Source organism: Acidobacterium sp. S8 (assembly GCF_009765985.1).
GTDB lineage: Bacteria > Acidobacteriota > Terriglobia > Terriglobales > Acidobacteriaceae > Alloacidobacterium.
In genome coordinates, this window is sequence record NZ_LMUM01000028.1 from 297,988 (window position 1) to 310,278 (window position 12,291).

A 12,291-nucleotide genomic window follows, 5' to 3' on the forward strand; every position below is an offset into this window, starting at 1 on the left:
CTCGGCGGATGATCTCCCAGAGTTCCGCAGTGGACCTTCCTATATTACTTTTTAGGGCTCGGGCCTAAATTTACAAAGTTGTACTTCGCGCTGAACTGAATGCGAGGCGCATTACCCGACTGCCCGTCCTTTAACACTTGCCAGCCATATAGAAACTCTGCGCCTACATTAAAAGATCCGATCGGATTCCAAATCAGGTTGGCAGCCGAGTAGTCGCTTTTATGGTAGGTTGAGCCGGGTTGGAAGTCCGTGTTCTCTACTTGAGCAAATCCGTAAACTACGCTCGAACGGACTGACTTCGTCCAGTAGTGTTGATAGGCTCCAAAGACGCCAACTTCCGGCGTTGCTCGTAAATGAGGGTCGTCTACTGAAATTACAGCGGCATCAATGCCCAGTCCTGAGGTGTCCTGAAGATACCGGGCGATCCCGTGTCCATAGGTTCCTTCAGCGATCAGGTTGTCCTTGCCAAAGGTCTTGACAGCTCCTGCAGCGTTGATGCCCCAGGCAAAGACGAAATCCGTTTTAGTATTTGTCCCCGTTCCCACCGCCGCTCCGACTGAACGGAAAATCGATGACACCTGGAAATGGCCAGCCGGGAACTCCTGCCGGAAGCGAAGGGCGCCATCCGGGCTGGGCGCACTGGGCTCGGATGAGAAATTGGGTGTCGTAAAGGACACATCAGAGCTGGGCTTCTCCACCGAAACATAGAAGCTCCCGTCCTTGCCCAGGCCGAATCCATATCGGAACTGCGGATTGCGGATGTTGACCATCGAGTTGGGACCCTCGAAGTCGAGAGTGTCAGGAAAGGCATCTGGATCCATGAAATTTGTAAAAGTCTGGCCGAGTAGGAAGTTGTTGGCCTGCCCATAGGCGTGACGCAGTCGCGGCGTTGTCGCATTCGTTCCGAAAAGATCTCCCTCGAAATAGAAGCGCACATCGCCAAACTTTGAGGCCGGGATTACAAAGTCGAGCGTCAAACGTGTTGGACGAATCGAGATGGTCGCATTATTCACGCCGGCCGGAGCGGGTATGGGAATCGTCGCCGGAATGAACTCGTCGGTATTTCCCGCAGGTTTAAGATCGTAAATGAAATCGCTCTTGGCGTAACCACCGATCTTCATCATCGTGCGCGTCCCAGGCAAAAAGAAAAATCCGTGATATTTCGGATCAACAGGTATGTTGTTCAGGCGCGCAGCTGCGAGGGGATCTTCTGAAAATGTGCGGTAGTCGCGTGTCTGCTCTCCGATTTGGCCGGAGACTGGCCCCGTAGGCATTGCCTGTACAGTTTGAACCGTGCTTTCCTCAGGCGGTACAGTCGCCGCCGGCGTGGCTGGGGGTGGAGTCGCCGGAGCGTTCGCTGATGAGGTCTCCATTGCGTCAAGTTTCGATTCAATGACGCTCATCTGCTTCCGCAATTCATTGAGTTGCTTCCGCAACTCTTCCACTTGTGTTCCGTTAGCTGAGGTCTGAGCGTGACCGAAAGCCGAGGCGAGCAAGACCAAGAGACCGAAAGACCTGACGAGCTTAATCGGATCCATGACTAATCACTCCTCACCACATCTGGCCGTAAAACTGGACCGGCACTAGAAGTGGCTGTCCAGAGCTGCAGCCTGCCGTTAGTGACATCACTTCATCATCAGAACGATGACGACGCCCCAGATGATCAGCAACGTGTTTCCTACCGCGTAAGTCACCGTGTAACCGAGCGCCGGCGTCTTGCTTTCCGCGGCTTCCTGAATTGCTCCAAGTGCAGCCGTCGTTGTGCGAGCTCCGGCACAAGCGCCAAGGAGAAGTGCCGCATTCATTTTAAAAATGTACTTGCCGACCAGCAGGCCGATGATGAATGGCAGCGTGGTTACCACCACGCCCGCGAAGAACAAGCTCAACCCATTCTGCTGCAGCCCCCTCACGAAGCCTGGTCCAGACGTGAGGCCAACAACAGCGATGAATGTATTCAAGCCAACGTTGTTAAAGACCCATAGAGCTGGACCGGGAATCCGACCAAAGGTGCGATTTACGCTGCGCAGCCATCCGCACACCAGCCCCGCGATCAACGCGCCGCCACTGGTGCTTAGGCTAAGTGGAACCCCACCAACGTGAATCGTGATAGCACCGACAAGTGCGCCCACTACGATGCCGATACCCAGAAAGACCATGTCGGTGTTCTCGGTAGCCCGATCAGCGTAGCCAATGACCTTCGCCGCGGTTTCTACTTCCCGCTTGGCCCCCACAAGCGTCAAGACATCGCCTCGATCTAGTTCTGTGTTAGGACCATACGGCATCTCGATTCCACCACGCATGAGCTTGCGCAAAAACACGCCCCTCCCTTTCTGGCCTAGTGGAGACTCCATGATCTGCCGCAACGTCTTCCCCCCCAGCTCCTTATTCGTGAGAACCACATCCAACCTCTCGCCCGGAAAGTCGAGAAGTTCCCGGTCGTTCACCTCCGGACCGACCTGGTGATCATGCAGCAGCACCGCCTCCCGATGGCCCACAACTGCAATGACAGCTCCTTCTTGCACTACTGTGTCCGTTTCAGCAGGAGAGATTATTCCACCCTGGCGAATCTGCTCAATGAATACGCGGCTGGGTGATTCTGCGGGTGTGGTTGTCGCACGGTACTGTGCGGCAGTTGCTTCGATGTCGGAGACCGTTCTTCCTATGAGCTTCGGATTGGTAACCTGGTACGCCCGAGCCACAACACCTTGGTAGGCAGAAATTACGCCCGGCTCCATTTCTCCTGCGCCCATCTCGGCTTCCAGTTCCTTAGCAGCTTTGGGCAAATCGACACGAAGGATCTTCGGCCCCAACGTAGCCAGGAACCATGCGGACCCGGCTGTACCGAAGATGTAGGTAACCGCATACGCCACTGGCATGACGTCGATGAGCGCTTTCTTTTGTTCAGGTGAAATGGCAAGTTGGTTGATGCTGTCTGTCGCCACGCCCAGCACGGCGGAAATCGTACAAGCACCTGACAGTAAACCTGCTGCGAGGCCGACATCGTAGTGGAGAAGCTTAGCAACTACAAACGTGGAGAGCAGGCATGCCACGCACACGATGACCGCAAAGATCACTTGTTGCAGGCCGCCGCTTCGCAAGCCGCGGAAGAACTGCGGTCCTACGCCATAGCCCACCGCGAACAGGAACATAAGGAAGAACACCGACTTCACATTCGACGACATCACAATGTTCAGTTGACCGACCAGAACGCCAGCCAGGAGCGTGCTGGTCACAACGCCGAGGCTGAAGCCTTTGAACTTCCACGAACCGACCCAAGCGCCAACCGCGAGGACTAGGAATAAAGCAATTTCAGGATGGTCACGCAGATTGCCCACTAGCCATTGCATAGTTTTTCTCCGAGACTTTCTCTCACTGGCCCCAAGGAGCGGAAGAACCAATTACTTCTGGCGCCGCATTCGATACTGTTCCAAACGTTAAGGCGCAGCTGACCGTTGTCATGATGTCTCTTGCGCTTTCCATGCATCGACAGCTGCCTGAACTACGGCCGCAAGCTGCTTCCCGATTTCCGGGTACGCATCATCAGGCAAGTTTGCCAAAGACACGCGTACCGACCACTCTGGCCCCGCGAAACCGCTGCCATTCATCAAAACCGTCGAATACCTCTCTGCGAGTGCGAAGAGTACATCGAAGGGGTGATAATTCTTCCGAAGGAATTCCATGAACTCCGGACCGTGCATTTTTTCGGCCCACACCATAAGATCGAGCGTGGTGTAGTATTCCGAGTGATTCGGATCCTTCGGCATTTCAAGTCCCATGCCATCCCACAGCGCCTGTCTCCGTCGATGGACGATCTGCTGTGTCAACTTCTTGTACCGGTCTTCCTTGTCAAGCAACGCGAAAAGTGAAAATAGAGTCATTTGAACCTGTTGGGGAAGCGAGAGCCCCGCCGTGTGGTTTAGCGCCACGCACCGGCTATCCGCCACCATGCGGTCAATGAACTTGATCTTCTCGGGTTCCAGAGTGAGTGGACTGTAGCGAGTATTGAGCTCGTCGCGCTGCGCAGCGGACAGGTTGGCTATCATCTTGTCGAAGACATTGTCCTGATGGATAGCAATGACTCCGAGCCGCCATCCGGTGCATCCGAAGTATTTCGAGTAGGAATAAACACCGATCGTGTTGTGAGGCACATTCGCCATGAGCGAGCGGAATCCGGGTACGAAAGTCCCGTACACATCATCCGTAACGATCATCAAATCTTGGCGCTTCGTCTGAATTAGTGTCGAGAGCCGACTCATCGATTCGGCGCGCATGGCCACCGAAGGAGGATTGCTGGGGTTCACAAAGAACAGGGCTTTGATGGAAGGGTCAGTCAGTTTGTCAATTTCTTCGTCGGGGTACTGCCAAGTATGGCGGCCCTCCTGCGTAACCTCGTTCGCGTTGACTTCGACGACGTCGAAATGGAAGCGATCCAAGTGAGCGATCTCGATGTAAGGAGTAAACATCGGCAGGGCCAGGGCAACCCTGTCACCGCGATGCAGGAGATGATTCACCATCAGGGAATCAAAGATGTAGCACATGGCGGCGGTTCCGCCTTCCACCGCGAAGATGTCATACTTGCCGGCTGGCGGTTTCCCCGCGCACATCTCCTTGACTAAGTATTCGTGTACCACCCGTTCGGCATGCACCAGCATCCGGTCCGGCGTTGGATATTGGTCGCCAATGATTCCGTCAACCAACTCGTGCACGAATGCATCTGGATCGAAGCCCAGTTCGCTGGCGCCATACTTGACAGCGGAAGTGAGCAGCCCGACACCCAGGGCCTTGTCATGTCGCTTTGCGAAGTCTGCCAGACGGCCCGCGATGCCAGGCTTTTGTGGCATGCCACCAAGATCGGGCAGGTCCCACGCTCTTTTTGCTTCTTCTATGGCGAATTGGCCAAGAGTGAAGAAGGCATCGCGCGGCGTTGTGGCGATCCAGTTAGGATTACCACGCCCTGCATTCAGCATCGATCTCGCGCTATGCTGGGCGGTGTCACCAGCCACCTGAATTACCTTATCTTTCAATTCGAAAGGGCTGAGCTTTTCGAATTCCTTCTCCTGCTCGAGAGTGACAGAAAGTCGACGGATATTGCCGCTGGCAGACATAAATTTCGCTCCTTCCCACAACTTTCATAGGAGGCTCAACAGATGGTGAAACTTGTTTAGAGTGGTATAAGCGCAACAGATAAACAACTGCATCTTTTGACAGGTACTTCTCTCGTCCCTTGGCAACTTGTACAGGTACGAGGTTCAACAGACCGCCATCCACAGCCCTGTTGCGACCCGCCGCTAAGAACTTTCGCGCCTCTCAATTAGGAAGATCATCCGAACGTGCCCCGCTGAACGGAATCTATGTACCGGTATTTTCAGGAGTTGTGCGAAAGTGAGAACACTCAGGTTTTTCTTACGTGACTGGAAGAAATAAAGACCTGGCCGGCTAGAGCCTGTTCTATCGCTGCTATCAAGTCCGAGTAGATTCTGGTTTTGAAGATACAGCCTTGGGCATGAGATTCGAACGCCGCTGAGACATACTCATCGCTTTCATGCGCTGTGAGAAAAAGAATTCTGGTTTTACAACTCACTCGCTTAATACTCCGCGCAGCCTGAAAACCGTCGATTCCCGGCATAGTAATGTCCAGTACGGCGAGATCGGGCATCAGATCGCTGGCGGCTTCCACTGCAGTCTGCCCGTCTTTAACAGCTGCGACCACCCTGAACCGCGAACTGATCAGTCTGGAAACAATATCCAAGATCCGCTGATTATCGTCAGCCAGTAAAACTGTTGGACGTTGGTCTATCTTGTCCATAGGCGTCAGAAATCGCTTTCAATTTATGTTGAGCTATTAAATTTCAACAGATCTCGGACGAGCCTGCTACTGGCGATAACAACAGATCCCAATCTGTATGGTTATGATCTGTCAATTCTTACGGGAAGAAAGCTCTGGTATCTCTCACATCTGAGCGTATTGTCTTTCGCAGGCCAACGCAGATTTACAAGACCGTTCATGGCGTTTTTGACGATTCGTAGATGTAATCGCTTAGTCCAGATGCTGCACTCCGACTTCATGATGGATGCCAATACCTGTATTTCTTGACAGTAGTTGAGATGGAAACTCTGTGCTTGCATGGTTGATATCACCGGTGTGGCAGTGTCGGGCCAGCAGCTCTTCATGCAGGAGGTCGGCCATGCAGAAACCGAAAGTCCTACTGGCAGACGACCACAGTCTCATTGTTGCGGCACTCGGGAAGCTCTTGGAACCCGAATTTGAAATTGTCGGCACCGTCTCTGATGGACGCGAGCTTTTACTCATAGCACCAAAATTGAAACCTGACGTGGTGGTGATCGACCTCAGCATGCCGTCGCTGAATGGTATGGATGCGGGGCAGCAGCTCAAGAAGGCCATGCCCCTGATCAAGCTGATTGTCCTCACCATGAGCGAAAATTCTGAACTCGCGGCGCACGCACTTGCGCAGTGGGCCTCCGGATATCTACTCAAGAAATCGGCGGGACCCGAGTTGGTAATTGCGATTCGGGACGTCTTAAGGGGCAAGCCTTACGTGACACCGAAAATGGCGCAGGGTCTGGCGGAGGAGTTTGTCCGCAATCCTCGTCCGGACCACGTAAGGACCTTGACGTCACGTCAGCGCGAGGTACTACAGCTGGTGGCCGAAGGGCACACTATAAAGGAAATTGGAACGATCCTCCACATTGCGCCACGGACGGCAGCTTTTCACAAGTATCGAATTATGGAAAACTTCGGCATCCACACAAGTGCGGGGCTTGTGAGATTTGCGATCGACCAGAAAGTTTTGATCGAACCTTGAGTTGTAGCCGACAAAGACCCCGATAGTATTGCCTAGCGCGCTTTTGCCATAAGGCTTGCCTGGTGCACTTCCGCCTCGGCGATAATTTCAACTCCACCACCCAATGCTGCATTCACCTCAAGCCGTCCTCCTATCATTTGCAGCCGCTCTCGCATACTTGCCAGTCCTAAGCCCGTTCTCGGCGCCGTAGAATCGAATCCCACACCAAAATCTCTGATCTCCACTCGGATGACCCCATCGGGATTTAACAGGCGGACGGTGGCTCGATTCGAGCCGCTATGCTTGACAGCATTGTTCAAGGCTTCCTGAGCAATTCGATAGAAGCAGAGGGTAAATTCCTCGGGCAGCGCCGCGGACACCTCGCCAGCGGCGAGTTCCACGTGCAGTTGGGAGTGTGTCGAATAATGAGTGCACAACTCCCTCAACGCAGATTTGAGACCGAGATGTCGCAGAGTAGAAGAATGTAGCCGATGGGACATATCGTGAACGTCAGTTGCCAGTTCATCCGCTTCGCGGAGAATGTCAGATACTGCTGCATGCTCAGCTGTTAATTCCGCCGGTAAACAGTGATTTAGTATGTTCATCTCCACCAGCAGAGCTGCCAAACGCTGCCCGACATCGTCATGCAGCTCGCGCGCAATCCGCTGCCTCTCCTGCTCCTGAGCCTGGATGAGTCTTCCGGTGAGGTTGTGTAGCTCGTGATGCGCCTGCTCCAGTTCGCGCTCAGACTCTTTACGGGCAGTCATATCATCCACCATGGCAATCACGAGCGGGGTGGGCTGCCCAGCACTCTTCAGCATTGAAACATTCAGACGTCCCCAGATTCGGGTACCGTCCTTCCGCATATGGAGTCTCTCGATCTGATAACTTTCCCGGCAACCCACTAACAGCTCTTCAAACAGTATCCTGTCCTCCTCCTCGTCAGACCCGGTCAGTTGCGCGTAATTCAAGCCTCGCATCTCTTCGTCCGTATACCCGAGCATGGAAGACAAAGCGGGATTTGTGTACAAGAGACGGCCCTCGGTGTCCTCCAATGCGATTCCAATTGACGATTGCTCGAACAGGTGGCGAAACCTCTGCTCACTCTCGCGCTGCTGCTCTTGCGCACATTTGCGGCTCAACGCACTGCCTACAATATTCCCCAACACACCAAGTCGACTTATCAGTGAAGCGGGCCATTCCCGTTCAACCACAAAGCAAATCAGAGCGAGCACTCCTTTGCCTGAGGTGATCGAAGTCGAAGGTATGAGAGCAACTGAGCGCACCCAACGTTCCGTGAAATAGTGCTGGTCACAGCTGGCTTCTGCCGGGAGATTTTCTATGCCGGTCGCTGTCACGACTTCTCCACTCAATAAGCGCGCTGTACACCAGGGCAGTTCCGCGCGCGAGAAAAAGCATGGTTCTTCTGGAATGCCTGTACGAGAAACGGAGTAGATTTGGGTTACTGGCAAATTAGCCTCCGGAATCACAAACCACGAAACTCTGTCGATCCTTTCCGCGGCCAGAATTCCCGATAGACCGCTTTCTATCTCAGCCTCTACCCGGTCGGCTGGACAGTCCGACAATTTTGTTGCGAGCTCCGAAGCAACGAGTTCCAAGCTATACAGCCTCGCCAGAGAGGATCGCGCTTGTTTCCGCCGCTTCCTCTCCAGAAGGAGCCACACAATCAGAGCAGATTGCGCGAGGACGAAAATAATTGTGCCTATGATGGGCGCGCTGTATCGCTCCCAGAACGATATCTCACGGAACAAAACAACACTGCCTGAAGGCAATCTTGTTTCAGCCAGCTGCCAACGCTGCATCTGCCTCCAATCCATAATGATATGGCTAGGCGTGAAGTGTTTCACAGGCAGGCTTTGAACCGATTTCCCTTTCAGAATCCGCAGACTCCGCTCCGCCCCCTCTCGGGCATTTTGCTTCATCGCCATAATACTGCCGCCGACAATTCCGAGACCTGTCTGTGTCTCCAGAACTCCGTAGACTGGCGCATTGGCGGCGGCGCTAATTGCCGGACAAACCTCCGTTGGAACGTAAGTGTCCCCGTTCGCATCCTGGAGAATCTGAGTGTAGATAACAATGCTATGAGGCGGAAGCTGTCTCAATCGGGTAAGCAATCGCTGCAATGGATCGCCAACGAGATAGCTAATCTCAACCTTGTTGGCGAAGGGCTGAAATGCACGTTTTGCAGAACGGAGATTGATACCTTCGTCAACGGAAACACCTGACACATAAAAAACATGACGAGTGTCAGGTTGTAGGCGCAAAGCGAGGGCTAAAGTGCCTGAAAAATCAAGACTGCCGGTGACTCCAGTGGAGTTCGGCGGCAACGTTTCCGGGAGTTCATCCGATTCCACCATAAAAAAGACCACCGGAATTTGCGGCCATAGTTTGTCGCTGTAAGCGCAGAGGAATCGGAGTGCAGTTTGACCCACTGCCGCAATAAGATCAATTCGTTGAGTGGAGTACTTTTGGCGCAGAATATCGGCGAGGGCAGGATACTGGGTCCCTAGGCGATAGGTTTCCGTATATTCCTCGAAGTATTGAATATCCAAAGCTTGATCAGAGCTTAGAACTTGCCTTAGCTCTCGATCGGAAAGCGAGTTCATGGCAAGGTCCCGCCATCCATCATGAAGAATCAGTACATTCTTGGTCTTGTGCTCCTGCAATCCAAGGCAGGGCGAGACGCAAACGAGGATGAGGAACAATAGCCGCGCCAGGGCAACTATCCACTTCGCGACGATTCCACTCCCATGAGAACCACTGACTGCCGACATCGACCCACGCGTAACTGGTGTCAACATGTTCACCTTCCCGCGTCACATTGGATTTGGCTTACATTTGAATCGGTTTCCTAGAATCCAAATTTAAACGCCAGCTGAATCAGGCGCGCACTCATTGACGTGCCATTGATGACACCAAAAGTAGGCAAACTAAAGTTCGTATTGGATTCGCAAATTCAACTGTGCCCTGGTTAATCAGGTGAACTGCCATCCCAGACAGTCCGGTTCCGGTCGGCCCAATGGTCACACCCGTAAGCGCGCCAATTGACGACGTCTGGTCGAAATTAAGTCCAGAAAATCCATGAATAATCGCAGGGATCGGAGCCGCAATCGCGCAGCCAAACCGCCTTTGATTCCAACGTTCGCACCAGCCAAAAAAGCTCGCAACGAATCTGCGGGCTGCGCTCAGACGAGTGTGCGCGCTTGCCGTTTCCGGTTCGGCATTTCGGGAGCTTCCGGATTCAAGGCACTCCATGGCCACAGGACCCTCCAACAAAAGGGTGCTACTGATAAATCTGGCCCGCTGGGGAAAAGCACTTCAACCCACAGCAATCAACCCTCGGAAATGTGATTCGAATATTGCATTCCGCAATGGAAGCAACTGTCAGGACGGGCATTACCGACCAAGTCTCCCATCGCCGATCATCTGTAGCAGCTTCGACCTTGGAACTAGATCTTTTAACAGATCCTTTTAGACCTTCGCTGGTAACTTTAACAGTTGTACGGAAACGACCAAAATTATACCGTACGGGCAATAATAGTGGCCTGAACGTGACGTTGAACGGCCTTAAGCGCCCCGGGCAGAGTGCATAACGGCTCATCAATCGCTGAATTGAGGAGGCTTCTAAAACCCTACCATTTTCATAGGTCCCGATGCGTATCTGCATCATCGGCGAGCGATTAGGCTTTTGTGAAGAACCCACTTATCAACCGGTTGTCGAATCGTTCTTAGACGAGAAAAACGAAAGCGACCGGCAGATTCATCGGATAACCCAAGGAACAGCACAATGAAAAAGCCTTTCTTTGCATGGTTGGCATTAAGCGGAGCCATACTGCTTATCCAAACTTCGGCATTTGCACAGTCCGGCGGTACACAAGCAAGTGCTGGCCAAAACTCCCAGGATTCGATCGACAAGAATATTGACCTGCTACGAAAGGACATTCGATCCCAGAAAAAACAGATCATCGCCGCCAACGTGCCGCTCACTGACGCCGAGGCGCAGAACTTCTGGCCGGTGTATGACCAATACACTGCCGAATTGGTGCAGATAAACAACGACAAATACGCACTCATCAAAGAGTATGCAAAGAGCTACGACACTATGACCGATGCGCAGGCAGATGATTGGACCGGGCGCATCCTGAAACTGGATGCAAATGTAGCGGCATTGCGGCAGAAGTACGTGCCAATCTTTCATAAGGTATTGTCCCCGAAGAAGACTGCTTTATATGAGCAGGTGGAGCGCAAAACGCAAATGCTGATCGATGTCCAGATCTCTTTGCAGATTCCACTTGTTCAGCCGTAGGTGTCCGATATCTAGCAGTGCAACCAACGATTGCGGACAGTGTCAAGGCAACCCAATCCAGCTATTTGAAGTCTTACAATGCTCTCATCGGTATCCTGGTGGGGCTAATCCTCGGATTGACCTTGTTCTATGAGTAAGTAGGTGGCTCATCCCTATACCGAATCGTGACCACACCACCCAATGAAAGAGATTATTGATCGACAGAGATCACTCATGACAAACGAAGAAGGTGCTGGCCAGAAATTGCTTCGGGCTTATTGTGGGGAACGACCTTCTTAAGGAATGTACGTCCGAAGTCGTTAATAAGACGTGACGACTGGTCGGAACGAAGGACGAGATACGAAGACACTTGAAGTGATGGATGGAGCAATGGCCGTACGGCGATGCCTTGGCCCCTGAATTGTTCCGCAATCGCTTTTGCAACGAAGGCCACTCCAAAATTTTCGCCCATAAGGCGGACTGACTCCAAAGATTTGCATAGCGATGAATTCAGCATATAGAGCTGTTGGTATTGAGCAGAAACGGCTTTCCATCTTCGCTGCCACGGCCCGCATCGACAAAAAGCGCGGTTCCGTCGTCCCCCGGCTTCGGTTGCCCTTTGTCCCTGAGCCCATTGTGCGAAGGGACGCAGGTGAAGGAGCCGCGAAGTGTCACTCCGTCAGGAATGTTGAGCTCTGCGCGAAATAGATATCGCCCTGGTGGAGCATAGACTGTGCCTCCGCCTGCTTTATAAACCGTATCCAGTGCGTGTTGGAAGGCTGCTGTGTCGTCGGTCGACGCGTCTCCGCGAGCACCGTGATTTCTGACATCTACAGCAAAGGGCACAACTCCTTCTGTTTTGCCTTCCGCATGCGCTGATCCCGGCATCTCCAGAAATGTTGCCATGCCTGCAGCCGCCCCTAGGGATAGGAGACGACGACGTGATGTTACCTTCTCGCCTTGCAATATCGTCTCGGCTTCATTATGAGAATTCATCTTTATCTCCAAATCTCTAGTCTCAGTTTGCGTAATTTTATTTTTGCTTCAGACAATTCCCGGATCATTGGTCGATTTGCTTGATAAGAACGACGGACCGTGCTGGAAGCTTCATCCTCACATGCAGTATTCCCATTTCGTCTGATCGAACAATTTGCTTCTCCGTGGCTTCCGGCTAACTTCCGC

Annotated in this window: 8 protein-coding genes; 2 read left to right on the forward strand and 6 right to left on the reverse strand. The window is 52.9% G+C overall.

Translation table 11 applies throughout. From position 1 onward, the window contains the following. Positions 1–44 precede the first annotated feature (44 nt). From GSQ86_RS13105 to GSQ86_RS13120, 4 genes are all read right to left on the reverse strand, one after another. Positions 45–1,538, reverse strand: coding sequence for a DcaP family trimeric outer membrane transporter (locus tag GSQ86_RS13105; protein WP_158750385.1), 1,494 nt, complete (start codon positions 1,536–1,538; stop codon positions 45–47). 87 nt (positions 1,539–1,625) lie between these two features. Further along, the gene (aspT, locus tag GSQ86_RS13110; protein WP_158750386.1) at positions 1,626–3,347 is read right to left on the reverse strand and encodes an aspartate-alanine antiporter; all 1,722 of its coding nucleotides are present in this window, start codon (positions 3,345–3,347) and stop codon (positions 1,626–1,628) included. Positions 3,348–3,455: 108 nt separating this feature from the next. Next, a complete protein-coding gene (aspD, locus tag GSQ86_RS13115) occupies positions 3,456–5,105 on the reverse strand; it encodes an aspartate 4-decarboxylase (RefSeq protein WP_158750387.1) in 1,650 nt (549 codons plus the stop codon). 287 nt (positions 5,106–5,392) lie between these two features. Beyond that, the gene (locus GSQ86_RS13120; RefSeq protein ID WP_158750388.1) at positions 5,393–5,806 is read right to left on the reverse strand and encodes a response regulator transcription factor; all 414 of its coding nucleotides are present in this window, start codon (positions 5,804–5,806) and stop codon (positions 5,393–5,395) included. 379 nt (positions 5,807–6,185) lie between these two features. Between GSQ86_RS13120 and GSQ86_RS13125 the strand changes: the two genes are divergently transcribed. After that, a complete protein-coding gene (locus GSQ86_RS13125) occupies positions 6,186–6,824 on the forward strand; it encodes a response regulator transcription factor (RefSeq protein WP_158750389.1) in 639 nt (212 codons plus the stop codon). Between the two features lie 32 nt (positions 6,825–6,856). On the opposite strand, the gene GSQ86_RS13130 is transcribed toward GSQ86_RS13125, so the two are convergent. Next, positions 6,857–9,430 carry a PAS domain S-box protein gene (locus GSQ86_RS13130; protein ID WP_158750390.1) on the reverse strand — a complete coding sequence of 858 codons (2,574 nt, stop codon included), beginning with the start codon at positions 9,428–9,430 and terminating at the stop codon, positions 6,857–6,859. A gap of 1,181 nt (positions 9,431–10,611) precedes the next feature. On the opposite strand from GSQ86_RS13130, the gene GSQ86_RS13135 reads away from it, so the two are divergent. Next, positions 10,612–11,130 carry a hypothetical protein gene (locus GSQ86_RS13135; RefSeq protein WP_254062355.1) on the forward strand — a complete coding sequence of 173 codons (519 nt, stop codon included), beginning with the start codon at positions 10,612–10,614 and terminating at the stop codon, positions 11,128–11,130. 489 nt (positions 11,131–11,619) lie between these two features. Here the strand turns inward: GSQ86_RS13135 and GSQ86_RS13140 are convergent, their stop codons facing one another. Beyond that, a complete protein-coding gene (locus tag GSQ86_RS13140; RefSeq protein WP_216841136.1) occupies positions 11,620–12,105 on the reverse strand; it encodes a glycoside hydrolase family 55 protein in 486 nt (161 codons plus the stop codon). Positions 12,106–12,291: the final 186 nt, after the last annotated feature.

Bases quoted from the DNA above. Each gene is read 5' to 3' on its own strand.
- GSQ86_RS13135 (WP_254062355.1), top strand. From the start codon at position 10,612: ATGAAAAAGCCTTTCTTTGCATGGTTGGCATTAAGCGGAGCCATACTG.
- GSQ86_RS13130 (WP_158750390.1), bottom strand. From the start codon at position 9,430: ATGAACTCGCTTTCCGATCGAGAGCTAAGGCAAGTTCTAAGCTCTGAT.
- GSQ86_RS13125 (WP_158750389.1), top strand. From the start codon at position 6,186: ATGCAGAAACCGAAAGTCCTACTGGCAGACGACCACAGTCTCATTGTT.
- GSQ86_RS13140 (WP_216841136.1), bottom strand. From the start codon at position 12,105: ATGAATTCTCATAATGAAGCCGAGACGATATTGCAAGGCGAGAAGGTA.
- GSQ86_RS13120 (WP_158750388.1), bottom strand. From the start codon at position 5,806: ATGGACAAGATAGACCAACGTCCAACAGTTTTACTGGCTGACGATAAT.
- aspT (WP_158750386.1), bottom strand. From the start codon at position 3,347: ATGCAATGGCTAGTGGGCAATCTGCGTGACCATCCTGAAATTGCTTTA.
- GSQ86_RS13105 (WP_158750385.1), bottom strand. From the start codon at position 1,538: ATGGATCCGATTAAGCTCGTCAGGTCTTTCGGTCTCTTGGTCTTGCTC.
- aspD (WP_158750387.1), bottom strand. From the start codon at position 5,105: ATGTCTGCCAGCGGCAATATCCGTCGACTTTCTGTCACTCTCGAGCAG.